Below are 22,842 nucleotides of genomic sequence, written 5' to 3'. Positions count from 1 at the left end.
AGACCACTGCTGCCGCCAGAACCCATTCGGTCAGGGGTGCCGGCATCCGCCTTCGGAAGCTCGGAATCCCTTTCTGAACAATCAGTAACTTGTAGAGAATCCCGACGAGATCCGGCCCCACCGCCCTTGGAGGGCGGAGGGGCTGTTCCACAGGCACATCGAACGGTGGAAGGTCGGATAGGCCGCCGACTTCCATCCGGCGGACGGCGGCAGCGCCGGCGGACGGGTTGGAGTCGTCGACGGCCGGTCACACCTGACAAAGGGGGGGGCAGTATCGCCTCGGCCATGTCCCTGGCCGGCAGTCGCGACTCCCGTGGCGGGAAACAGCCGGCCACCGCCGCCGTCGCCGCCCTGAAACACTCGCTCCCGCGAGCACCCAGCAGGCCGCTCACCAGCACGAATACGTCAACGAACAGGAACTACAGCTGCCGGGACCGACTCACCAGCACCTGGTGGAAATCGTGACCATCGCGGTCTGCTTCTGGGCTTGCTTGTCGTTCTCGTAGCTCTGATTGACGACCTCGGAATGCTTGTACCTGATCTCGCCGGACTCGCATTGGCGCTTCGCCGCCCACTCTGCGGTTTCGCGCGCGGTGGCGATCAAAGCATCCATGGACATGAACTGGCCACCATTGGAATATGTGTTCGTGACGGTAGCGCTCCCCGTCACCTTTGCTTTACTGGGCAGCCCTGCGGCGGCCGCAGGGCCACTCGCCGAAAGTATCGTTCCGCCCACTATGGCGGCCACGGCCAGAGCCCTTACGGAAAGTAAACTCTTCACGCTTGACAACCTCTCCATGCATGAATGGCCTCGCATGTCGCGAGACTTGACCCGCTGATCTTCGCGATCTTGGCTGGCAGGAGAGTACCCCAAAAAGTATATGAACTTTCAGCAACTTGATTGGCGGCTCATCGAGCTTGATAGGGGAGGCAGGCGTCCGCGAGCGCGCCTGGTGGTAGCACAACGTGATGGGAGTCCATTGGTTGGTGCGGTTGCGGAAGCCGTAGACCTGGCGGGCTTCGAGCTTGATCACGCGTCCGCACTCCGGGCACGCCCGCGCGCCCCGCACCCCGCATGCGTCACCCTGCGTCACACGGCCCTGGCTACAGCGAGCTGACACCTCATCATGTTCGATGGGTGCAGATCTTGTGAGGGTGTCTGGTTGGCCTGCTGATCGACTGCCCCGCCGTGGTGACCGGGCGAGGAGTTTCGTGGCGATCAGCGAGTGGGCGGCCGAGGCCCCTCGGGACGTCCTGGCCCGGTTCGGTGCCCACACCGTGACAGCCCTGTCCGTGCACATCCCGCCCAGCGGCGCGACGGTCCGCCGGGTCATCAAGGACCCCTGCCCCGGCGGCCTGGCCGACCTCCTCGGCCATGACCCGTCCGGCACCCACCGGGCGCCCCTTGCAGACCCTCACCCCGGCAGCGTCAGCCCCCACGCCGCCTCCCGGACCGTCCACGTCCGCGTCCGTACCGGGCCCGCCACCAGGGAATCCGCCCGGTAGCGGAAGTCCGCGCCGGACACGGTCACCCGCCGGCCTATCGCGTGCAGCGGGGCCGCCTCGGCGCCCACCGACACCGGCCGGATCTCGACATCGGCGCCGCCATGGACGTTGGGCGTGATGGACACGACCTCCACGGGCTGGTCCAGGTCGACGAGGATCACGCCGTCCACCTCCACCCGCAGCCGCGAGGGCCCGGCCCCGCCCCCGGCGGCGACCCGTATGCGCGAGGGCCGCAGCGGACGCGACATCCGGGCGGGTATCGCCGATCGCGTCGACAACGTACGGGCGAGAGACTGCGGCCAGGCGCGCAGCCAGGAATGATGGCCGGACGACGACGGCGACGCACACCCGTCGGCCGACCCGTCGGCCGACCCGTCGGCCGACCCGTCCCCGGGCTCCGGCCCCCTGGCCGACCCCGTGCCGCTGCCCGCCCGCGGGCCCGTCCGCGCATCCGCCTCCGAGCCTGTCCCCGATGCCTTCCTCGGGTCCGTGCCTCTGCCCGGGCCCGACGCCGCGCCCCTGCCGGGCCCCGGCGCCGGGCCCGGCGCCGTCCCGCCCCCCTCCGGCAGGTCCCGGGGCGGCGCGCCCGGCACGCCCGGCAGGGCCGGGATGCGCAGGGCGCCCAGGACCACGCCGTCGCTGTCGTCGACGAGCAGATCCAGCCGATGTTCGACACCGTCGAGGACGGCGCGGGCCGCCGCGACCGCGCCGGTGGGCACGCCCAGGGAGTGGGCGAGCCCCAGGGCGGAGCCCACGGGCACCAGGGAGAGGGCGCATGCCGCCAGCTCCCGCCGACGGTGCAGAAGAGCCACCGCCCGCAGCAGCGCGCGGTCGTCGCCGACCACCACCGGGCGCCGGGAACCGCGCCGTGAGAGGGCCCGCGCGAATTCCTCGGGCCCTTCCGGAAGGCACACCTTCGTACTCGCCGCACCCGCGCTGAGCACGTCTTTCGCGATCCGTACGGCCTCGCCGTCCGTGCGACGGGCGAGGGGATCGATCACCACGAGGAGCTGGTCGTCAGTCGCCACCTCGGTCCTGCCTCGCTTCCTCGGGTAGCATCTTTGTGCAAGAGCCCCTTGCGCTATTGCGCCAGGGGCTTCGTCTATTCCGGGGCATCCGGGTCCACAGTGTGCGGCCAACGACGGTCGCGGCGCACGCGACGGTAATGAGCCATCGCGTACGCCCCCGACCTTGGACATGCCCCGCCCGGAAGGGGTGTACGCGCGTGCCCGCACTTGTGCTGCTCGGTGCTCAGTGGGGTGACGAAGGCAAGGGAAAGGCGACGGACCTGCTAGGTGGGTCCGTCGACTATGTGGTGCGCTACCAGGGCGGCAACAACGCCGGCCACACGGTAGTCGTGGGTGACCAGAAGTACGCCCTCCACCTTCTCCCTTCCGGGATTCTCTCCCCCGGCTGCACGCCGGTCATCGGCAACGGCGTCGTCGTCGACCCGTCGGTCCTGCTCTCCGAGCTGAGCGGTCTGAACGAGCGCGGCGTCGACACGTCCAAGCTCCTGATCAGCGGCAACGCTCACATCATCACGCCGTACAACGTGACGGTGGACAAGGTCACGGAACGTTTCCTCGGTAAGCGCAAGATCGGTACGACGGGGCGGGGCATCGGCCCGACCTACGCCGACAAGATCAACCGCGTGGGCATCCGGGTTCAGGACCTGTACGACGAGTCGATCCTGACGCAGAAGGTCGAGGCGGCCCTCGACGTCAAGAACCAGCTCCTCACCAAGCTCTACAACCGCCGCGCGATCGCGGTGGACCAGGTCGTCGAGGAGCTGCTGGGCTACGCCGAGAAGCTGGCCCCGTTCGTCGCCGACACGGTCCTGGTCCTCAACCAGGCCCTGGAGGACGACAAGGTCGTCCTGTTCGAGGGCGGCCAGGGCACGCTCCTCGACATCGACCACGGCACGTACCCCTTCGTGACCTCGTCGAACCCGACCGCCGGTGGCGCCTGCACGGGCGCGGGCGTCGGCCCGACGAAGATCAGCCGGGTCATCGGCATCCTCAAGGCGTACACCACCCGGGTCGGCGCCGGTCCGTTCCCCACCGAGCTGTTCGACGAGGACGGCGAGGCGCTGCGCCGCATCGGCCACGAGCGGGGCGTCACCACCGGCCGTGACCGCCGCTGCGGCTGGTTCGACGCGGTCATCGCCCGCTACGCGACCCGCGTGAACGGCCTGACGGACTTCTTCCTCACCAAGCTCGACGTCCTCACGGGCTGGGAGCAGATCCCCGTCTGCGTCGCCTACGAGATCGACGGCAAGCGCGTCGAGGAACTCCCGTACTCGCAGTCCGACTTCCACCACGCGAAGCCGATCTACGAGACCCTGCCGGGCTGGTCCGAGGACATCACGTCGGCGAAGTCCTTCTCCGACCTCCCGAAGAACGCCCAGGCGTACGTGAAGGCGCTGGAGGAGATGTCCGGGGCGCCGATCTCCGCGATCGGGGTCGGTCCGGGCCGCGACGAGACGATCGAGATCAACTCGTTCATCTAGTCCTCCCGTTCCTCCGCTCTCCCCACACGAAGACGGCCGACCCGGCGACGGTGTCGGCCGCCTTCGTGTGTCGGTGTCGCGGCCACCCGGGACGACCTGCGGGCGCACCCGGGGCTGTCGGGCGGCGAGTGCGGTGCACAGGATCTGCCGCCCGTGCGACCGGGTCGGTGACTGCCCGGTCTGACGGGGCACGTCTTCGGCTACCCGGTGGGCCGGCTCCAGCGTCTGCCGCCGATCATCGGCCGGGGAAAGGACCTCACCCGCTGCCGGGTCTCGGCCGCTGACGCGCGTCCGGTCCGCAGTGCCGTCCCGGCACGGTGATCCGGGTTCAAGGGTCGAGGAGCCGGGTGCCGGGCCGCGGGCGCCCCCGCGGGTGTTCGGGGAGAACGGCTCCCCGAACACCCGGCGGCCGTGCGGCGGTGACTCAGTCCCGACAGGTGAAGACGTCGCTCGCCTGGCTCTTCGGAACCTGGCAGCTGGTCGTCCGGGATGTGCCGTCGTCCAAGATCCAGTTGATCCTCACCTGGCCCTGCCACCAGCGAGCGGTGTCGGTGACGCAGCCGTTCCGGCCGAAACGCCAGTACTCGCCGATCGCGAAGTTGCCGTTGTGGTCGTTGCCGTCCGCTGTCGCGTAGCCGGCTTGGCCGGCCGAGCTGCAGAACTGGACGCGCTGGCCGCTGCCTCCCGCCAGCGCGGTCTGCGGAAAGGCCAGGCCCGCCACGGCCACGGCGGTGACGGTGAGGGCGAGCACGGCAGTGCGGCGGCGTGGGGTGGTCCGGGGGGTGGTCAGGGGGATGGTGGGGTGCGACGACATGGGACAACTCTCCAGTTGTGTGTGGGGGAGAGAGATGAAGAAGATCATTCTAGTCCCGTACATCGCTCATCGTTCGTTCATACCGGGTCGCCGACTGAACATGGCGCATATAACGGGCATATCATTGGAAGATGCGCTTGTTCGTGCATGCTTGACCAGCTGAGGAAGGTGAGTGCGATGCGCGTCATGCTCAGGGCACGGATGGACACGGAGAAGTCGAACGAGGCGATTCGCAACGGCACGTTGGGGAAGCTGATGCAGGCCTCCATGGAGCAGGTGAAGCCGGAGGCGGCCTACTTCACCGCCGACAACGGGCAGCGCACCTGTTACATGGTCTTCGACATGCAGGACAGCTCGCAGATGCCCGCGATCGCCGAGCCGTTCTTCCTGGAACTGGGCGCGGATGTCACCTACACCCCGGTCATGAACCCCGAGGACATGCAGAAGGGCCTCGCGGCACTGGGCCGCTGAGCGCGAGGGCCCCTCAGCTGAAGACGATCATCGAGCCCTGCGCCAGGCTGCGGGTCGCCGCCGCGTGCAGGCCCAGCCAGACGTGCCGTTCACGGGCGAACGGGCTCGGGTCGTAGGGCGCCGGGACGGCCGGCTCCTCCAACTCCGTGGGCGCGCGCGGTGCCTCGGGGGGCGTCGGCGGGTTCGCCGGGTCGATGCCGATGGCCGGGGCGACGAACTCAAGTTCCCTCAGCAGGCCTTGGGAGGAGCCCAGGGGGCCGCCCCCGGCGAGGAGTTCGTCGCTGGAGAGGGGCTGCGGGAAATCGACGGGGACATAGGCGCCCGCGTGGTCGTAGTGCCAGACCAGGTGCGACTGCTGGGCCGTGCCCTCGAACATCTCCAGGAGCTGTTCGTAGTCCCCGCCCAGCGCGTCCACCGGCGTCACCGCGAGGCCGCACACCTGGAGCAGATAGGCGCGGCGCAGGAAGTGCAGCGCGTCGTAGTCGAAACCCGCGACGGGGGCGACCTCTCCGGTCAGCCCCGGCATGTACTGGTAGACCGGAACCGGTGGCAGCCCGGCCTCGCCCAGCAGTTTGTTGTAGAGCGCGAGTTCCTCGGCGAACGGGTTGTCGGGCGTGTGGCACAGCACGTCGACGAGCGGGACCAGCCAGAGGTCACAGGCCAAAAGAGAGCTCCTCGCGTCATCCGGCACGCACACGCACGGTAGGGATACGTTCGCGTACGGCACACAGTGGTCAGGGAAGCGTAGTCGCTGAGGGCGCCTTCAGTCCCCTTCGTGCAGGTCCCATACCCACACTCCGGCCACCCACCTCCCGGGTCGGCCGACGAGCTTGTCCACCGCCTCCCGCAACTGCTCGTCGTACGGCTGCGGGCGCAGGACCAGCGCACCCGCGTGCCAGTACGCGAAGTCCCTGCGCGCCTGCGCCTGCCAGTTCTCCCCGATCACCGGGACCTTGCCGGTGTAGCGGACGTCACGCAGCAGGTTGGAGGTGTGGCGGGGGACGGCGCCGTAGATGCCGACGCGGTCCTCGCCGAACGGGCCGTTGAAGTAGCCGCCGGGCATCCGGAACCCGAAGTCCGCCGTGGTCTGCCAGCGCAGAGCCTCCGCGTTGCCCGGGTCCGGCAGCGGCACGGGCACCAGGGTCTCGCCGGCCCCGGTGTCGACGTACGACGCCCACGTGCCGTCCGAGAAGAACGCCGGGACCTCCGCGCGTTCCACGGACTTCAGCGGGGCCGGGACGATCGGCAGCAGGGCGAGGGTCACCGCCATGAAGCCGACGTAGCGCGTGCCGAGGGCGGGGGTGGCCGCCAGGCGTTCGCAGGCGATCGCCAGCAGCATGCCCAGCACCGGGGCGCAGATCATCGCCACCCGGCCCTCGATGACCGACTCGAAGAGGGGCTTCTCGGCCAGCAGCGCCCACGGGCCGGGCAGGACGAGGTCCGTCTGCGGGAGGCGGATCTCGGGGCCCAGGGAGAGCACGGCGGCGGCTAACGCCGTGCAGGCCAGCGCCTTCACCAGAGGGCGCTCCCACAGCCGTACGACGATGCCGAGGGCCAGCAGGACCAGGGGCCAGCCGTAGAAGGCGTTCTGCTCGGTGATGTTGAGGGACAGCGCGTCCGAGCGGTCGCGGTCGCCCGCGAGGAGGGAGCGTTCGGCGAAGGAGAGGAGCGCGAGCGGGCTGTTGCCGGAGTTGGCGCCGTGCGCGATGTTCCCGTAGCTCTGCGGGCCGAAGAACTGCCAGGAGAGCGGGAAGGTGACGATCGGGAGGGACACGAGGACCGCGATGCCGAGGCCCTTCAGCAGCGGGCGCCAGGAGTCGCGTGCCACGTCCCGGCGGAGCAGGCCGTACGCGACGGCGAACAGCAGCATGCCCATGGCGGCGAGGAGGAGGGGTTCCTCGCCCAGGAATATCTGGTAGGCGGCCATCAGGCCGAGGACGATCCCGTCGTGCCGGGTCCGGGCGCCCGTGCACAGGCGCAGCGCCCGGTCGACGATCAGCGGGATCATGAACAGGACGACGAAGTTCGGGTGCGCGTTGGCGTGGCTGACCATCGGCGGCGCGAACGCGGCGAGGGCCGCTCCGGCGAAGGCCGCGCCCCGGTGCCGTACGACCCGTTCGACGATGAGCCAGTACCAGGCGGCGGCCGTGGCGGCGAGGCCCAGGGTCATGACCAGGGCGAGCGAGACCGCCGGGCCCAGGAGGAGCGTGACGGGCGCGAAGGGCACCGACAGGCCGAGCATGACCGTGTTGGCCATGAGGTTCACGCCGTCGGGGAAGCCCTGGAAGGTGGTGAAGAGCGGGTTGCGGAAGTGGACCAGGTTGTCGGCCGTGACCGCGAAGAACCACTCCCACTGGTTCTGGTCCTGGAGGGAGTCGGGGAGGTAGCGGCCGTTCGGGTCGATCCAGCGGCCGATGTAGAGGGCCACCGCCATCAGGAGGAAGCCCAGGACCGCGAGGACGTCGGCCCGGCGGACGGAACGGGCGCGCAGGACGGCGAGTTCGCCGAGGACCCGGGCGTAGTCCCCCGGGCGGATCTTCGAACCGGGCTGGTGGGACCAGCGGACGGGGACCTCGGCGACGGGCCAGCCGCTGCGGTGGAAGTACCGCAGGATCTCCACGTCGATCCCGAACCCGTCGAGTCGGGAGGCGGCGAAGGCCTCGCGGGCGCGGTCGCCGTCGAACAGCTTGAAGCCGCACTGGGTGTCGCGGATGCCGGGCACCGCGACGCCGCGTATCAGGAAGTTGCCGGCCCGGCCGAGCGTCTCGCGCAGCCGGTGCTGGTGGCGCTCGATGCTGGCGCCGGGCGCCTCGCGCGAGCCTATCGCCGCCGTGTGGCCGTCGGAGAGCGCCTTGTCGAGCCGCTCCAACTCGTCGATGGGCGCGGAGAGATCGGCGTCCGTGAGCAGGACGCGGCGGCCGTGCGAGGCGAGCACACCGAGCCGCAGGGCATGGCCCTTGCCCCGGTTGCGGTCCCCGCCGGAGACCAGCTGCACCCGTGCGTCGCGGGCGGTGACGGCGGCCACGACCTCGGCCGTCGCGTCCGTCGACCCGTCGTCGACGACGATGATCTCCCAGCGGGCGGCTGCCTCGGTGGCCGAGAGATGACTGATGATCGCGTCGAGCGTGGGGGCGAGGCGGTCCTGCTCGTTGTAGGCGGGGACGACCACGGAGAGGTCGACGCTCAACTGCCCGCCGCCCGTCCTCGGGGACGTGCTCATCCGTCCGCCAGTCGTTCCACAAGCGTCAGGGACTGCTCGTCGTATCCGGCGATGATCTCCTGCGCGCTCTGCGCGTCCCGGCGGGTGAGGGCGTCGACGAGATCGGTGTGGTCGGCCCACAGGCGGCCCTTGAGATCGTTGGTGCAGTGGCTCTCCTGACGGAGGTACTGCACCGCGCACACCCAGGACTGCACGCGCAGCCGGTGCAGGAAGTCGGTGAGGTACGGATTGCCGAACAGGGCGCTCAGTTCGCGCCAGAACCGCAGGTCGTAGCCGATGAGGATGTCCAGATCGCTGGCGGTGGCGGCCCGCCGCGCCTCCTCGCCGCGCCGCCGGACCCCGGCGAGCGCGGCGGCCGTACGGGGGTCGACCTCGCGGTCGCCGAGCCGTCGGAACATGCCTTCGGTGACCAGGATGCGAGCCTCGACCATGTTCCGGTAGTCGGCCACCGAGTAGGCGTGGACCTCGAAGCCCCGGTGCTGCACGGCGTCCAGCAGACCCTGCGCGGACAGATCCACCAGGGCCTCGCGCACGGGTGTCGCCGAGACGCCGTACTGCTCGGCGATCTCCTTGACCGTGAACTCCTGCCCCGGCTTGAGTCTGCCGGCCAGCACCTCGTCACGGAGCGCGTCCGCGAGCTGCTGCCGCAGGGTGCTTCGGGTCACGGCGCCAACGCCGCCGCCGGTGCCGGGCATCGTGGTCTGGGTCCCCCATCCGCGTACGCGTACGCATCCTGTGCGTGCTCTCTCAGTTCTCTTACGAGCACGTCACCTTACGCGTTCGGTTTTCGCGGAGGTGTTTTCACCCTTCTGCCCGGCACCGCCGACGTCCAGGGCCTCACACGGTGTGCTCGTCCGCCACGGACAGGGCCGCGTCCAGGGCGGCGAGGCCCTCCTTGGCCTCGGCCTCGGTGATGTTGCACGGGGGCACCACGTGGGTGCGGTTCATGTTGATGAAGGGCCACAGGCCGTTCGCCTTCGCGGCGGCGCCGAAGGCGAGCATGGGCGCGTTCGCCTCGCCGGTCGCGTTGTAGGGGACGAGCGGTTCGCGGGTCTCCTTGTTCCGCACCAGCTCCAGCGCCCAGAACATGCCGGTGCCGCGCACCTCGCCCACCGAGGGGTGCCGCTCGGCCAGTTCGCGCAGCGCCGGGCCGACGAGGGAGGAGCCGAGGGCGGCCGCGTTGGTCACGACGCCCTCCTCCGCCATGACGTTGATCGTCGCCACGGCGGCGGCGCAGGCCAGCGGGTGGCCGGAGTAGGTGAGACCGCCGGGGTAGGGGCGGCGGGCGAAGGTCTCGGCGACGGCGGGGGAGATGGCGACGCCGCCGAGGGGGACGTAACCGGAGTTGACGCCCTTGGCGAAGGTCATCAGGTCGGGCACGACGTCGAAGAGGTCCGCCGCGAACCAGGTGCCCGTCCGCCCGAAGCCGGCCATGACCTCGTCGAGGACGAACACGATCCCGTACTTGTCGCACAGCTCCCGGACCCCGGCCAGATAGCCCGGCGGCGGCACCATGATCCCGGCCGTGCCCGGGACGGTCTCCAGGATGATCGCGGCGATCGTCGACGGCCCCTCGAAGGTGATCGTCGTCTCCAGGTGCTCCAGCGCGCGGGCGCACTCCTGCTCCTGGGTCTCCGCGTGGAAACGGGTGCGGTAGAGGAACGGCGCCCAGAAGTGCACGACGCCCGCCGTGCCGGTGTCGGAGGCCCAGCGGCGGGGGTCGCCCGTGAGGTTCACGGCCTGCTGGGTGCCGCCGTGGTACGAGCGGTACGCGGCGAGGACCTTGGGGCGGCCGGTGTGCAGGCGGGCCATGCGGATGGCGTGCTCGACCGCGTCGGCGCCGCCGTTGGTGAAGAAGATCTTGTCCAGGTCGCCGGGGGTGCGCTCCGCGATCAGCCGGGCCGCCTCCGAGCGGGCCTCGACGGCGAACGCGGGGGCGAAGGTCGTCATGGTCGCGGCCTGCTCCTGGATGGCCGCGACGACCTTCGGGTGCTGGTAGCCGATGTTCGTGTAGACGAGGCCACTGGTGAAGTCGAGGTAGCGGTTGCCCTCGTAGTCCCAGAAGTAGGAGCCCTCCGCGCCGGCGACGGCGAGGGGGTCGATGAGTTCCTGTGCGGACCAGGAGTGGAAGACGTGCGCGCGGTCCGTGGCCTTCACCTGGGCGCCGGTCCGGGGGTCGGGGCGAGGGGTCATGGGGTGAGGCTAGGGGTGGGGTGCGGGCGGGGGACATCGGCTTTGTGTCTGCGTGCGGTCGGGTGGGCGCGACAGTGTGTCGCCCCCGCCGCCTCAAGGGGCGAAAGCACGGGGCGCGCCCCTGCTTTTCAGGGGCGCGGGGAACTGCGCGACCAGCCCCCACCCAGCCGCAGTCGAAGCCGACCCTATTGACAGCACACTGTCGTAATGCCAGCATACTGTCATGAGTAATCGGAAGCCTGTTCATCTCGCCGTGTACGACACCTACGCCGACTGGGAGACGGGACACACCACCGCGTGGCTCGCCCGGGGTGGGTACGAGGTCCGTACGGTCGGGGCGGGGACCGCCGCCGTGCGGACGATCGCGGGGGTGCGGATCCAGCCGGACGAGGAGCTGGGGGAGCTGCGGCCCGAGGACAGCTCGCTGCTCGTCCTCACCGGCGCGGACCTGTGGGACGCGGGCGACGGACTCGCGCCGTTCGCCCGCAAGGCCCGGGAGTTCCTGGCGGCCGGCGTGCCCGTCGCCGCGATCTGCGGCGCGACCGCCGGGCTCGCCCGGGAAGGGCTGCTGGACGACCGGGAGCACACCAGCGCGGCACCCTTCTACCTGGCGGCCACCGGATACGGCGGCGGTGAGCACTACGTGGACACGGACGCCGTCACCGACGGCTCCGGACTGCTCGTCACCGCCGGCCCCACCGAACCCGTCGCCTTCGCCCGTGAGGTCCTCCGCCTCCTCGGTGTCTACGAGGGCGAGGTCCTCGACGCCTGGTACCGCCTCTTCCACGACTCGGACGCGGAGGCGTACGCCGTGCTGGAGGCGGCCGGAAGGTGAGCCGCGAGCAGCAGGACCTCCTCAGCCGCGCCGCCCTCGGCGTCTTCCGCCTCAACGGCCAGTTCCTCTCCGTCGCCGACGAGCTGGCGCGCCCGGCAGGGCTCACGGCCGCCTGGTGGCAGGTGCTCGGCGCGGTGCTGCCCGAGCCGCTGCCCGTCGCCGGGGTCGCCCGGGCCATGGGCATCACCCGGCAGAGCGTCCAGCGGGTCGCCGATCTCCTCGTCGACCGGGGGCTCGCCGCGTACGTGCCGAACCCGGCCCACCGCCGCGCCAAGCTCCTCACGCCGACCCCCGCCGGGCGCGCGGCGATCGAGCGCATCGACCCGGGGCACGCGACCCTGGCCGCCCGCCTCGCTCAGGCGCTGGGGGAGGAGGAGTTCGCGGCGACCGTGCGGGCGCTCGAACGGTTGTCGGGTGCCCTGGACGGCCTCGCGACGCCACCGGACGCTGTTACGGAACCGTAGACACCGCCCCATCCGCCTCCCCGTACGGCCGCACTACGATCGGTCCGTTGCGCACGTACGCGACGTAGACGACGTTGATGAGGTTGCCGACGTAGGCGACGTACCCGTACGTACATGTACACGGATACGTACGCGTCCACGGACGCGTCGGGGACGGCACGGGGAATCGGGGGGACGGTGGCCATGGAGAAGCTCGGGCCCGGGGATCCACAGCGGATCGGGGCGTACCGGCTGCTCGCGCGGCTGGGGGCCGGCGGGATGGGGAACGTGTACCTGGCCCGGTCCGAGCGCGGCCGTACCGTCGCCGTCAAGCTGGTCCGGCGGGAGCTGGCGGAGCAGGAGGAGTTCCGGGCGCGGTTCCGGCAGGAGGTGCGGGCGGCGCGGCAGGTGGGCGGGTACTGGACCGCGCCGGTGCTGGACGCGGACACCGAGGCGGGCATTCCGTGGGTCGCCACCGGATACGTCGCCGGGCCGTCCCTCCAGGCCGTGGTCGGCAGGGACCACGGGGCGCTGCCCGAGCGCTCGGTACGGATCCTCGCGGCGGGGCTCGCGCACGCGCTGGAGGACATCCACGCGGCCGGGCTCATCCACCGGGACCTCAAGCCGTCCAACGTGCTGGTGACCATCGACGGGCCGCGCGTCATCGACTTCGGGATCGCGCGGGCGCTGGAGACCGTCACGGACGGCGGGCTGACGCGCACCGGCGCGCTCGTCGGGTCGCCGGGCTTCATGGCGCCCGAACAGGTGCGCGGCGACCGCATCACCCCCGCCTGCGACGTCTTCTGCCTCGGCTCCGTCCTCTCCTACGCGGCCACCGGCAACCTGCCGTTCGGCGCCGCCAACTCCGGTGTCCACGCCCTGATGTTCCGCATCGCGCAGGAGGAACCGGATCTGGAGGGGCTGCCGGAGGGCCTGTACGACATCGTCCGCGACTGCCTGCGCAAGGACCCCGCCGCCCGCCCCACGCTGGCCCAGATCCTGCAGCGCACCGGCGCCGAGGACACGGTCTTCGCCGGCCGCTCGCGCGACCCGTGGCTCCCGAGCGCCCTGGTGGCCCAACTGGGGCGGCACGCGGTGCGGTTGCTCGACACCGAGGATCCTCAGGATCCGGAGGAGACGAGTGGTTCCGGTGGGGCGGCGGGCCCGGGGGGAGCGGCGGCGGCTGCGGGCGGCTCGGGTGCGGGCGGCACGGGAGCGGGCGGCACGGGTGCGCCGGGCCGCGGGTCCGAAATGCCGGGAGGTCCGGAGGGTGGTGGTCGGTCGACGGCTTCTCCGGCCTCGACTCCGCCCGCATCTCCGTCGGTGAGCCCGTCGGTGGCCGGCGTCGCGAACTCGGCGGCCGGTGCCGCTGCCCAGAGCCCGCCGTCGGCCGAGTCCACATCCGTGCTGCCGGCCGGGTCCGCGGGGCCGCCGCCGTCGGCTCCGCCCGTGTATCCGCTGGGCGACCCCCATTCTCCGTACGGCGGCTCCGGTGCGTCCGGAGCCCCGGACGCGGGCGGGAGGCCTGGGCCGACGACGCCTCCCGGTGTCCCCGGCTCTCCTGCCGAGCACCACCCCGCCGCCACGCGCGAGGGTGCCGTACCGCCTCCGCCGGGGGCACCGGGTGGGGAGCCGTTGGACCGGATGCCGACGCGGAGCGTGGGCGCGGCCGGATCACAGCCCCCTCCGCCGACCGCGCCGCCGGGCGCGGGCCCCGGCGGCTACGCTCCGGGGCCCGCGCCCGGCGGATACGGCTTCCCCCAGCCGTACACCCAGCAGCCCGCCGCCGGGTACGGGCAGCGACCCGCACCCGGCCACGGTCAGCAGCCCGGCATGGCCCCCGGCCCCGGCCCCGGCCCTGGTCCCGGATACGGCTACCCGCAGGGCGGGCCGCAGGCGTCTTACGGGGCGTACGGGGCGTATGGGCAGGGGCCGTACGGGGGCGGCCAGGGGTTCTCAGGCGCCGGCGGGGCGGGGCTGGGCGCGACCCCGCCGTACGGGCCGGAGCCCCTCTACGGCCCCGGGCCCGGCGTTCCCCCCGAACCGGAGCGCGGGAGCCGGCGCGCCTCCGTGCTGCTGGTCGCCGTCGCGTTGGTGGTCGCCCTCGGGGCGGGCGGCTCGGTGTACGCGTTGATGAAGAAGGGCGGCGACGGCGGCGAGGAGGACGACGCGAAGGGCGGTACGCGGACGAGCGCGCCCGAGACTCCGGGGCCGGCGACCGACGAGCCCACCGACCCCGTGACCTCGCCGGACCCGACCACCGAGTCACCCGACGCCGGCACGATCCCGGAGGACTTCCTCGGCACCTGGAACGCCACTCTCGACGGCTCCGACGGCTCGGACACCCGTCAACTGGTCATCCAGCAGGGCGAGGTCGGCGACACGGTGCTCTCGCTCACGGCGGACGGTCCGCTCGAAGGCGGCGGCACGTACCACTGCGTGTTCGAGGCGGCGCTGACGGACGAACCGGACGACGAGGGTCCGCTCCGGATCGGCCCCTCCACCGTCACCACCGGCGAACCGGCCGAGTCCTGTTCCCCCGGCGCCGCCACCACCGTCACCCTCCTGCCCGACGGACAGCTCCGCCGCGTCGACACGGCGGGCAGGTCGGTGACGTACACGAAGGCGGACTGAGGACCCAGACGCCTGCGGGCCTGAGAAGCAGGGGCGCAGCCCCTGCTTCTCAGGGGCGCGGGGAACTGCGCGAGAAGCCCCACCGGACCCGCACCCGACAACGCACCCATCCACCCGCACCCATCCACCCGCACCCATCCACCCGCACGCGGCCCCTACCGGGCCTCCGGCGGCCGCTGCCGAGGCATGTTCGGGCGAGCCCCCGGCGGCAACGGCACCCGCCCGTTCATCGCGCCCTCCGGTCGCGAGACGGATCCCCCCGCCCGCATCCCCAACGGCGCCGCCCCCGTCCGGAACTCCAGCATCCAGTCCGCCGTCTCGGCCCGCACCAACTCCGTGATGTCCTCGGAGAACCGCCGCAGCACCCCGAGACACCGCTCGGCGGCCTCCCCGGCCGTCCCTTCGGCCGGCCCCAGCACCTCGCGCGCGCTCTCGGACGCCCAGTCGAACCGCAGCATCTGCAGCCGTCGCTGCACCGCCTGGGCCGTGGCGACGTCCCGCATCCACCCGGAGGTGACACCGAAGAACCGATCCACCGCCACGCACCCCACACAGGACAGCAGCGCGAGATACCCCCAGGGTGCGACCCCGCCCACCGCCCCGGTGAGATCGAGCAACGGCAGCGCGGCCCCGAAGAGCGCCCCGGTCGCCGCCCCGATCCGCAGCACCCGGGCCGCGAGCCGTTTCCACACCCGGTCCGCGAGATACCACGCGGCGGTCTCCAGCGCCGCCCGCTCCACCCAGTGGTACAACTCCTCCAGTCGCTCCGCCGGCGCCCCCCAGTCCCCCTGCGGGAACGGCCGCCCGGCCAGATCCCCGACCCACGGTCCGGTCGCCGCCGTCCACGGCTCCGCCCACAGCCCGGACCCCTCACCCCGCCCGTCCTGGGGTCCCCCCTCGGGCTGCATCTCCGGCTGGCTCACCCGGCACTCCCTACGTACGTACGGCGCTCACGCACCACCCTGACGCGGCCGGACCCTTCCTACCGCCCAATGGGTGGCGAAGATGGTGTTTTCACCGCTTATCCCCTGGAAGATGCCCTTGATCGGATATACGAATCCCCGCCGACTCACTCGAAAGAGTGGCGCGGCAGAGGCCGTGCCGACCACGTAGGCTCGTTGCGACCGCAAGAAGGTCCACGGGGCGCCGAAAGAACCGTCCCCGCGGACCTCCGCAAGTACTCGTGCGAGGGAGCTGAACGTGATCCCCGGTGGTGGCCAGCCCAACATGCAGCAGCTGCTCCAGCAGGCCCAGAAGATGCAGCAGGACCTGGCGAGGGCACAGGAGGAGCTCGCGCGCACGGAGGTCGACGGCCAGTCGGGCGGCGGCCTGGTGAAGGCCACCGTCAACGGCTCCGGCGAACTGCGCGCCCTGAAGATCGACCCCAAGGCGGTGGACCCGGAGGACACCGAGACCCTCGCCGACCTGATCGTCGCGGCCGTCCAGGCGGCCAACGAGAACGCGCAGACCCTCCAGCAGCAGAAACTGGGCCCCCTCGCCCAGGGCCTCGGCGGCGGTGGCGCGGGCATCCCCGGCCTGCCCTTCTGACCTCGCCCCCGGCCGGCTCCCCACCCGTTCCTCTCCGCGCTCCGCGGCGCGACCTCCCCTCCGAACTCCTCCGCACCCCCGTGCGAACCCATCCGTGCCCGGTACCGCCTTCCTCGGAGCGGCGGCGGCCGACTACGGTACGTACTGAAAGACACCAGGAAGGACGGGCAGTCCGTGTACGAAGGCGTGGTCCAGGACCTCATCGACGAGCTGGGGCGGCTGCCCGGCGTCGGTCCCAAGAGCGCGCAGCGGATCGCCTTCCACATCCTGCAGGCGGAGCCGACGGACGTGCGGCGGCTCGCGCAGGCCCTCCTCGAAGTGAAGGCGAAGGTCCGTTTCTGCGCGACCTGCGGCAACGTGGCGCAGGAGGAGCTGTGCAACATCTGCCGCGACCCGCGCCGCGACCCGTCCGTCATCTGTGTCGTCGAGGAACCGAAGGACGTCGTCGCGATCGAGCGCACCCGCGAGTTCCGCGGCCAGTACCACGTCCTCGGCGGCGCGATCAGCCCGATCGAGGGCGTCGGCCCCGACGACCTGCGCATACGGGAACTGCTGGCCCGCCTGGCCGACGGCACGGTCACCGAGCTGATCCTGGCCACGGACCCGAACCTGGAGGGCGAGGCCACGGCCACGTACCTCGCCCGCATGATCAAACCCATGGGCCTCAAGGTCACCCGCCTGGCCAGCGGCCTCCCGGTGGGCGGCGACCTGGAATACGCGGACGAGGTGACCCTCGGCCGCGCCTTCGAGGGGAGACGATTGCTGGATGTCTGACGCCACGCTGCACGCGACGGGCCACAACCCGGACGACTTCGCCGTCCAGATCGCGGACCAGATCGAGAGCTTCCTGGTCGCCGTCACCGAGGTGGCCAAGGGCGACGAGCCGGACTCGGCCGTGCCCTTCCTGCTGCTGGAGGTCTCCCAGCTGCTGCTGGCCGGCGGTCGCCTCGGCGCGCACGAGGACATCGTGCCGGACGAGCGCTACGAGCCCGACCCGGGCCCCGAGCCGGACGTCGACGACCTCCGCGAACGCCTCGCCGCCATGCTCGACCCGGTCGACGTCTACTCCGAGGTCTTCGACCCCTACGAGCCCCGCAAGGCGCCCGTCCCGGCCCGGATCTCCGACGACCTCGCCGACGTCATCGCCGACCTCCGCCACGGCATGGCCCACTACCGCGCGGGCCGTACCACCGAGGCCCTGTGGTGGTGGCAGTTCTCCTACTTCTCCAACTGGGGCTCCACGGCGTCGGCGACCCTTCGGGCCCTGCAGTCCCTCGTGGCGCACGTCCGGCTGAACCAGCCCCTCGCCGAGCTGGACGGCCTCGACACCGACCAGGAACTGATGGGCGACGAGACCCTGGAGTTCGAGGCGGGCAAGGTCATGGCGGAGGAGATCGCGGCCCCGCTGGGGTTGCGCGAGGCCAAGTAGCCGCGTCGCCCTCGGGCGTCCCGTGACCGCGCGGGGGGCTTTCCCAAGGGGTGCTGCGGGTGCGGGTACCGGCGGTAGCGTAGGCACCGTCGTTGTACGAGACGTCCGTACGTCTTCTCGCACCCGCTCGTACCCCGCCCGCCCCCCGACAGGAACCGGACCCAGTGACGTGACCGTTCTCCTGCTCCTTCTCGTCGCCGTGGCTCTGACCGCCGCAGTGGTGGGCCCTCGTGCCCTGCTCAGGGCGAGGTGGCCCGAGCGGGAACCCGTGGTCGCGCTGTGGGCGTGGCAGTGCCTGGTGGCGGCGGCGCTGCTGAGCTGCCTCGCGGCGCTGGTACTGGGCGCTGCGGCGGTGTTCGAGACGGTCCGCACGCACGCCTTCGCGCCCGCGCCCCCGGCCGTGACCGCCGCCTACGACCTCACGGCGGCCCCGCCCTGGACGGCCGTGCTGACCCTCGCGCTGGCCTGCGGGGCGGCGTGGAGCGGAGCGATGCTCGCCCGGGAGCTGGTCGAGGCCCGGCGGCGTCGGCAGCTGCGCCGGGCGCATCTGCGGGAGCGCGCCCCCGACCTCCCGGCGGGCCTGCCGCAGGCGCGGGGTCCGCTGCTGGTGCTGGAGGACGAGTACCCGGACGCGTGGCTGATGCCGGGCGCGCCGCCCCGACTGGTCGTCACCACGGGAGCGTTGGGCAGGCTGAGCGACCGTCAGCTGGACGCGGTCCTCACCCATGAGCTGGGCCACGCCCGTGCCCGTCACGACTGGCTGCTCCACCTCTCCACCGCCCTCGCCACGGGCTTCCCGCGCATCCCCCTCTTCGCCCACTTCGCCGACCAGACCCACCGCCTGGTCGAACTCGCCGCCGACGACACGGCGTCGCGTCGCTGCGGCCACCTCACCACCGCCCTGGCCCTCATCGAACTGAACCAGCACCGGGGGGTGTTGAGCTGCTCCAACACCCGTCGGCTGCTGGGCGACCGGGTGGAGCGGCTGCTGGAGCCGCCGCCCCGCCTCGACCGCACCAGCCGCGCGGCCACCACCACGGCCGCCGGGCTCCTCGCCCTCCTCCCGCTCCTCATCGCGTTCGCGCCGGCGCTGGGGACGCTCTAGTACGGCTGCTGTTCCTGGAGGAAGTCCATGAGCACGGCGGTGAGTTCGGCGGGAGCGTCCTCCTGGACGAGGTGCCCCGCACCGGCGATCGGCTCGAATCGCGCGCCGGGGATGAGACCGGCCAGCTCCCGCCCCTTCGCCAGCGGAATCCACCCGTCGTCCTCGCCCCAGCAGACCAGGGCCGGGATGCCGATCTCCCCGTACCGCCCCTGGATCTCGTCCGTGTGGGCCTGGTCCGCCTGGGCGATCTGCCGGTAGAAGGCGGGCTGCCCGTGTTCGCCGAGCCACGGCTGGACGAGCCGGTCGAGGACGGTCGGGTGCAGCCCGGGGCCGCTGGCGGAGCCGACGTACTCCCGTACGAGGGCCCGGTGCAGTGCGGGCGGCAGTTGCTCGAAGACCTCCGCGTGACGGCCCAGCAGCCGGAAGGCGGGCGAGCCCCACGGCGCCAGCGCCACGGGGTCGACGAGGGCGAGCGCGCGGTAGCGGGCCCCGTGCAGCAGATGCGCTCGCAGGGAGACGGCCCCGCCGAAGTCGTGCGCGACCACGAAGGGTTCGTCCGTCCCCCAGTGCGCCAGCAGCTCGGCGAAGACGCGTCCCTGCGCGGCCAGGGACACGTCCTGGCCGGTGTGCATGTCCGACTCCCCGTACCCGGGCATGTCCCATGCGAACACCTGGTACCGGTCGGTGTCGGCCAGCGCCTGGGCGATGCCGCGCCAGACGTAGGAGGAGAAGGGGGTGCCGTGGCAGAGCACGACCGGTTCCTGCCCGGCCTCCCCGATCGTGCCCCACCGCACGGCCCCCGACGCACTACGGAAAGTCTCAGTCAGCAGCACTTCGCTCATGGCTGTCGGTTACCCCACGGAACGCCGTCGTCACTGCGGTGCGCAGCGACTCCCGTTCCACGAGGTGATCCTGCCCGACGGCTACGCCGCCGCAGGCATCAACCCGTACGAGGAGAAGTTCGCCGGAGTACGCGGACCGACTCCTTCGGCCCGCACCGCCTTGCCGAGTCACCGTCCCGTCACCCTCCGTGCTTTGGGTGATCCCTGGCCGCCCCCTGTACGTCTCCTGCACGGCCCCTAACCGGCGTCACGCGAGTCTTGAGTCACTTCCACCGCACAGAAAGCGGAGGCAGTAACACCCCACACTCGCACAGGAGATCGCGATGACCCGCAAGAACCGGATACGCGCCGCCATCGTCACCGCCACCGCTCTGGTCACCGCCGGCACGGTCACCGCCGGTGTCAGCATGGCCGGGGCCGAGGCCGCGCCGAAGAAGCCCTCCAAGAAGGAGATCGCGGCGCTCTTCGACGGCTGGAACAAGGCGCTGCAGACCGGCAGTTCCAAGAAGGTCGCGGACCGGTACGCGAAGGACGCGGTCCTCCTGCCGACCGTCTCCAACAAGATCCGTACGGACCGCGCGGGCCTCGTCGACTACTTCGACCACTTCCTGAAGAACAAGCCGGTCGGCACGAAGACCAAGACGATCATCAACGTCCTGGACGCCAACTCCGCCATCGACACCGGCTCCTACTACTTCATCCTCACCGACCCCAAGACCGGTGAGAAGAGGAGAGTCGACGCCCGCTACACCTACGAGTACGAGAAGCGGAACGGCGTGTGGAAGATCGTCAACCACCACTCGTCGGCGATGCCCGAGGGCTGATCGGAAGTAGTCCCTCCCCAGTCGTGGCTGAGCCACACCCCCCGGCTCAGCCACCCCCTTGTCGCGCCGCGCGCAGCGTGAGCGCGACGCACAACCCGCCCCCGGGGGCGTCCTTGAGGGCCACGGTCCCGTTGTCGTCGGTGACGAGTTGCTTGACGACGGCGAGGCCGAGGCCCGACCCGGACTTCCCGGTGAGGCCCTGACCGCGCCAGAAGCGGTCGAAGGCGCGGGACTTCTCGGCGTCCGACATACCGGGCCCCTCGTCCAGCACCGAGAGCACCACCTCGTCGCCCCGGGTCTCCACCGAGACCGTGATCGTCGCACCGTCCGGCGAGACCTCCAGGGCGTTGGAGAGCACGTTGTCCAGGACCTGGTCCAGATGACCGGGACTGGCCAGCACGAGCGGCCGGCCGTCGGCACTCCCCCTGAGCGTGATGGTGACTCCGCGCTCGTCGGCGGCCGGCCTCCACACGTCCAGGCGCTCCTGGATGACGTCCCGCAGGGAGAGCGGTTCCGCCGCCGTCACCTTCGCCTCGGCCCGTGCCAGCACCAGCAGACCGTTGACCAGGCGGCTCATCCGGACCACCTCGGCGGTCGCCTGCTCCACGTCCTCCCGTACGAACTCGTCGTCCACCCCGTCCGCGATGTTGTCCAGCGACAGCCGCAATGCCGTGAGGGGGGTGCGGAGTTGGTGGGAGGCGTCGGCGACGAAGATGCGCTGTGACGCGATCAGGGTGTCGAGCCGTTCGCCCGCCTGGTTCAGCGTGCGCGCCAGGGTCTGTGTCTCCTGGGGGCCCGTCACGGGGGAGCGGGCCGTCAGATCGCCGTCGCTCATCTTGCTGGCCATCTCGTTGAGCTGGCGCAGCGGAGCGGTCAGGCGCCGGGCGGCGAACACGCCGATGACCGCGGCGGCCAACAGGACCACGACGGCCAGCGCCGCCCGGAAGCCCCAGATGGTCCAGAGGCGGTAGGTGAGGTGGTCGGTCGAGAACATGATCCGGACGGCACCGACGACCTCGTCCGTCTGCGTCTCCCCGTCCGGCGAGCGCTCGAAGGCGGGGACGGTGACCACCAGGTTCTCGCCCCAGATGAAGTCGGAGCCCCAGTCGACGGTGCTCTCACCGCGTTCCAGGGCCCTGGCCAGCGCCGCGTCCGCCGTCGGCTCCCGCAGCCTGTCCGGCGCGCACCTGTCGGTCGCGGTGACCTCGACCTTCTCCTCGTCGGGCGGGTACGCCCCGGCGAGCTGCGCCAGGGCCTCGCAGGACGCGGTGTCGCCCACGCCCAGCAGCCGGGCCATCGTCTCGGCCTCGCGCTGGACGGCCTCGCTGGTGTCGTCCCGCAGCTGATCCGTGAGCGTGAACGCCACGGGCACGGTGAACAGGGCGATCGCCACAGCCACGAGGAGCACGTAGCTGCGGATGAGCTGACGGATCATGGCGTGCCGTCGCCCTCACGGGCGGAGCCGGCGGTCTCGGCCGCCTCGGCCGCCTCGGTGACGATGAGCCGGAACCCCACCCCCCGCACCGCCTCGATCGTGATGGCCCCGGCGAGCTTGCGCCGCAGCGCGGCCACATGGACGTCGAGCGTCTTCGTCGGGCCGAACCAGTTCGCGTCCCAGACCGCCTCCATGATCTGCTCGCGCGACATCAGGGCGCCCGGCTCCTCGGTGAGGAAGGCGAGAAGGTCGTACTCCTTGGGCGCGAGCGGCACCTCCGTACCGTCGAGGTGGACGCGCGCGGCCTTGCGGTCGACGGTGAGGCGGGGGCCGTAGCGGTCGGGGCCGGGGGCGGGCGCGTCGGCGGCGCGCGGCTGCACCCGGCGCATCACGGCCCTTATCCGGGCGATCACCTCGCGCACGCCGAACGGCTTGGAGACGTAGTCGTCGGCGCCGAGCTCCAGTCCGACCACCCGGTCCGTCTCGTCGCTGCGGGCGCTGATCACGATGATCGGCACCTGGCTGCGGTCCCGCAGGGCCTTGCAGACGTCCAGGCCGTCGGTGTCGGGCAGCCCGAGGTCCAGGAGGACGACGTCGTACGGGCCGTCGTACGACAGCGCCGCCCCGCCCGTGTTGACCCACTGCACTTCGAAGCCGTATCGCAGGAGCCCTCGTCGCAGGGACTCGGCGACCGGCTCGTCGTCTTCCACCAGAAGTACGCGCACGGCCATGACCTTAGTGCTTGAAAGTTGCGGTTCCGCCGCCGAGAGAGCCGTCCATGGGCTCCCGGTGTGACTCCAGGCACTTTTCCCCGTCCGCGCCGACTGTTCGGCGACGACCTGGGCAGAGACGTTCCCGGAGCGGTCGAGGGTCCGTGGCGAGAAGCCGGGTGAAACCGGTGGAAGGCCCGGAGAAAACCCAGGCGATCAAAGGGTGAGCGGGACATCTCACCATGCGATACCAGGGAAGGGATATTCGACCGCTCGATAGACTGAGCCGACCGCCGCAGCACGTGTGAGTACGTGTGTATGTGC

The 22,842-nt window shown here is 71.5% G+C and carries 21 protein-coding genes; 10 read left to right on the top strand and 11 right to left on the bottom strand.

Annotation, left to right across the window (positions count from 1 at the left end; genetic code table 11):
- Positions 1-439 precede the first annotated feature (439 nt).
- Positions 440-748: a hypothetical protein gene (locus K1J60_RS19615; protein ID WP_220647337.1), complete on the bottom strand. Its 309-nt coding sequence runs from the start codon at positions 746-748 to the stop codon at positions 440-442.
- Between the two features lie 667 nt (positions 749-1,415).
- Positions 1,416-2,534, bottom strand: a complete 1,119-nt coding sequence (locus tag K1J60_RS19610) for a diacylglycerol kinase family protein (protein WP_220647336.1) — start codon at positions 2,532-2,534, stop codon at positions 1,416-1,418.
- Positions 2,535-2,731: 197 nt separating this feature from the next.
- Here K1J60_RS19610 and K1J60_RS19605 point away from each other — a divergent pair, with 197 nt between their 5' ends.
- Positions 2,732-4,015 (top strand): adenylosuccinate synthase, encoded by a 1,284-nt coding sequence (locus K1J60_RS19605; RefSeq protein WP_220647335.1) that lies wholly within the window; start codon positions 2,732-2,734, stop codon positions 4,013-4,015.
- A 424-nt stretch (positions 4,016-4,439) separates the two neighbouring features.
- Here K1J60_RS19605 and K1J60_RS19600 read toward each other — a convergent pair whose 3' ends face one another.
- On the bottom strand, positions 4,440-4,829 hold the full coding sequence (locus K1J60_RS19600) for a hypothetical protein (protein WP_220647334.1): 390 nt from the start codon (positions 4,827-4,829) through the stop codon (positions 4,440-4,442).
- A gap of 177 nt (positions 4,830-5,006) precedes the next feature.
- Here K1J60_RS19600 and K1J60_RS19595 point away from each other — a divergent pair, with 177 nt between their 5' ends.
- Positions 5,007-5,300, top strand: a complete 294-nt coding sequence (locus tag K1J60_RS19595; protein ID WP_220647333.1) for a DUF3303 family protein — start codon at positions 5,007-5,009, stop codon at positions 5,298-5,300.
- 13 nt (positions 5,301-5,313) lie between these two features.
- Here the strand turns inward: K1J60_RS19595 and K1J60_RS19590 are convergent, their stop codons facing one another.
- The 4 genes from K1J60_RS19590 to K1J60_RS19575 form a co-directional block, all read right to left on the bottom strand.
- Positions 5,314-5,964: a hypothetical protein gene (locus K1J60_RS19590; protein ID WP_220647332.1), complete on the bottom strand. Its 651-nt coding sequence runs from the start codon at positions 5,962-5,964 to the stop codon at positions 5,314-5,316.
- A gap of 99 nt (positions 5,965-6,063) precedes the next feature.
- A complete protein-coding gene (locus K1J60_RS19585; RefSeq protein WP_220647331.1) occupies positions 6,064-8,520 on the bottom strand; it encodes a dolichyl-phosphate beta-glucosyltransferase in 2,457 nt (818 codons plus the stop codon).
- Positions 8,517-9,215 carry a GntR family transcriptional regulator gene (locus K1J60_RS19580; RefSeq protein WP_220647330.1) on the bottom strand — a complete coding sequence of 233 codons (699 nt, stop codon included), beginning with the start codon at positions 9,213-9,215 and terminating at the stop codon, positions 8,517-8,519. Before K1J60_RS19580 ends, K1J60_RS19585 begins: the two co-directional genes overlap by 4 nt.
- A 142-nt stretch (positions 9,216-9,357) precedes the next feature.
- Entirely contained in the window at positions 9,358-10,713 is a 1,356-nt protein-coding gene (locus tag K1J60_RS19575) for an aspartate aminotransferase family protein (protein WP_220647329.1), read from the bottom strand.
- 223 nt (positions 10,714-10,936) lie between these two features.
- Here K1J60_RS19575 and K1J60_RS19570 point away from each other — a divergent pair, with 223 nt between their 5' ends.
- The 3 genes from K1J60_RS19570 (at position 10,937) to K1J60_RS19560 (ending at position 14,625) form a co-directional block, all read left to right on the top strand.
- Entirely contained in the window at positions 10,937-11,548 is a 612-nt protein-coding gene (locus K1J60_RS19570; RefSeq protein ID WP_220647328.1) for a DJ-1/PfpI family protein, read from the top strand.
- The gene (locus K1J60_RS19565; protein WP_220647327.1) at positions 11,545-12,012 is read left to right on the top strand and encodes a MarR family winged helix-turn-helix transcriptional regulator; all 468 of its coding nucleotides are present in this window, start codon (positions 11,545-11,547) and stop codon (positions 12,010-12,012) included. Before K1J60_RS19570 ends, K1J60_RS19565 begins: the two co-directional genes overlap by 4 nt.
- Positions 12,013-12,195: 183 nt before the next feature.
- On the top strand, positions 12,196-14,625 hold the full coding sequence (locus tag K1J60_RS19560; RefSeq protein WP_220651556.1) for a serine/threonine-protein kinase: 2,430 nt from the start codon (positions 12,196-12,198) through the stop codon (positions 14,623-14,625).
- A gap of 155 nt (positions 14,626-14,780) precedes the next feature.
- Here K1J60_RS19560 and K1J60_RS19555 read toward each other — a convergent pair whose 3' ends face one another.
- Positions 14,781-15,548: an SLATT domain-containing protein gene (locus tag K1J60_RS19555; RefSeq protein ID WP_220647326.1), complete on the bottom strand. Its 768-nt coding sequence runs from the start codon at positions 15,546-15,548 to the stop codon at positions 14,781-14,783.
- 277 nt (positions 15,549-15,825) lie between these two features.
- Here K1J60_RS19555 and K1J60_RS19550 point away from each other — a divergent pair, with 277 nt between their 5' ends.
- The 4 genes from K1J60_RS19550 to K1J60_RS19535 all read left to right on the top strand — a co-directional run bounded on the left by K1J60_RS19550 (position 15,826) and on the right by K1J60_RS19535 (position 18,707).
- Positions 15,826-16,173: a YbaB/EbfC family nucleoid-associated protein gene (locus tag K1J60_RS19550; RefSeq protein ID WP_033524559.1), complete on the top strand. Its 348-nt coding sequence runs from the start codon at positions 15,826-15,828 to the stop codon at positions 16,171-16,173.
- A 174-nt stretch (positions 16,174-16,347) separates the two neighbouring features.
- Positions 16,348-16,947: a recombination mediator RecR gene (gene recR, locus K1J60_RS19545; protein ID WP_220647325.1), complete on the top strand. Its 600-nt coding sequence runs from the start codon at positions 16,348-16,350 to the stop codon at positions 16,945-16,947.
- Positions 16,940-17,602: a DUF5063 domain-containing protein gene (locus K1J60_RS19540; protein WP_220647324.1), complete on the top strand. Its 663-nt coding sequence runs from the start codon at positions 16,940-16,942 to the stop codon at positions 17,600-17,602. Before recR ends, K1J60_RS19540 begins: the two co-directional genes overlap by 8 nt.
- 169 nt (positions 17,603-17,771) lie before the next feature.
- Complete coding sequence (locus tag K1J60_RS19535; protein ID WP_220647323.1) at positions 17,772-18,707, top strand: M56 family metallopeptidase; 936 nt, start codon at positions 17,772-17,774, stop codon at positions 18,705-18,707.
- Here K1J60_RS19535 and K1J60_RS19530 read toward each other — a convergent pair.
- Positions 18,704-19,549 carry an alpha/beta fold hydrolase gene (locus tag K1J60_RS19530; RefSeq protein ID WP_220647322.1) on the bottom strand — a complete coding sequence of 282 codons (846 nt, stop codon included), beginning with the start codon at positions 19,547-19,549 and terminating at the stop codon, positions 18,704-18,706. The two genes, K1J60_RS19535 and K1J60_RS19530, sit on opposite strands and share 4 nt — an antisense overlap.
- A 323-nt stretch (positions 19,550-19,872) precedes the next feature.
- On the opposite strand from K1J60_RS19530, the gene K1J60_RS19525 reads away from it, so the two are divergent.
- Positions 19,873-20,373: an SgcJ/EcaC family oxidoreductase gene (locus K1J60_RS19525; RefSeq protein WP_220647321.1), complete on the top strand. Its 501-nt coding sequence runs from the start codon at positions 19,873-19,875 to the stop codon at positions 20,371-20,373.
- 46 nt (positions 20,374-20,419) lie between these two features.
- On the opposite strand, the gene K1J60_RS19520 is transcribed toward K1J60_RS19525, so the two are convergent.
- Both K1J60_RS19520 and K1J60_RS19515 read right to left on the bottom strand, forming a co-directional pair.
- Positions 20,420-21,808 (bottom strand): HAMP domain-containing sensor histidine kinase, encoded by a 1,389-nt coding sequence (locus tag K1J60_RS19520; protein ID WP_220647320.1) that lies wholly within the window; start codon positions 21,806-21,808, stop codon positions 20,420-20,422.
- A complete protein-coding gene (locus K1J60_RS19515) occupies positions 21,805-22,533 on the bottom strand; it encodes a response regulator transcription factor (RefSeq protein WP_317619718.1) in 729 nt (242 codons plus the stop codon). Before K1J60_RS19515 ends, K1J60_RS19520 begins: the two co-directional genes overlap by 4 nt.
- Positions 22,534-22,842: the final 309 nt, after the last annotated feature.

Source organism: Streptomyces akebiae (assembly GCF_019599145.1).
GTDB classification, from domain to species: Bacteria; Actinomycetota; Actinomycetes; order Streptomycetales; family Streptomycetaceae; genus Streptomyces; species Streptomyces akebiae.
Note: the sequence above shows the minus strand (reverse complement) of the source record. Positions and strands in the feature narration are given on the sequence as shown.

Excerpts from the sequence above, each read along its gene's own strand:
- K1J60_RS19600 (WP_220647334.1), bottom strand. The coding sequence starts at position 4,829 with ATGTCGTCGCACCCCACCATCCCCCTGACCACCCCCCGGACCACCCCA.
- K1J60_RS19595 (WP_220647333.1), top strand. The coding sequence starts at position 5,007 with ATGCGCGTCATGCTCAGGGCACGGATGGACACGGAGAAGTCGAACGAG.
- K1J60_RS19520 (WP_220647320.1), bottom strand. The coding sequence starts at position 21,808 with ATGATCCGTCAGCTCATCCGCAGCTACGTGCTCCTCGTGGCTGTGGCG.
- K1J60_RS19570 (WP_220647328.1), top strand. The coding sequence starts at position 10,937 with ATGAGTAATCGGAAGCCTGTTCATCTCGCCGTGTACGACACCTACGCC.
- K1J60_RS19580 (WP_220647330.1), bottom strand. The coding sequence starts at position 9,215 with ATGCCCGGCACCGGCGGCGGCGTTGGCGCCGTGACCCGAAGCACCCTG.
- K1J60_RS19530 (WP_220647322.1), bottom strand. The coding sequence starts at position 19,549 with ATGAGCGAAGTGCTGCTGACTGAGACTTTCCGTAGTGCGTCGGGGGCC.
- K1J60_RS19575 (WP_220647329.1), bottom strand. The coding sequence starts at position 10,713 with ATGACCCCTCGCCCCGACCCCCGGACCGGCGCCCAGGTGAAGGCCACG.
- K1J60_RS19525 (WP_220647321.1), top strand. The coding sequence starts at position 19,873 with ATGACCCGCAAGAACCGGATACGCGCCGCCATCGTCACCGCCACCGCT.
- K1J60_RS19560 (WP_220651556.1), top strand. The coding sequence starts at position 12,196 with ATGGAGAAGCTCGGGCCCGGGGATCCACAGCGGATCGGGGCGTACCGG.
- K1J60_RS19540 (WP_220647324.1), top strand. The coding sequence starts at position 16,940 with ATGTCTGACGCCACGCTGCACGCGACGGGCCACAACCCGGACGACTTC.
- K1J60_RS19585 (WP_220647331.1), bottom strand. The coding sequence starts at position 8,520 with ATGAGCACGTCCCCGAGGACGGGCGGCGGGCAGTTGAGCGTCGACCTC.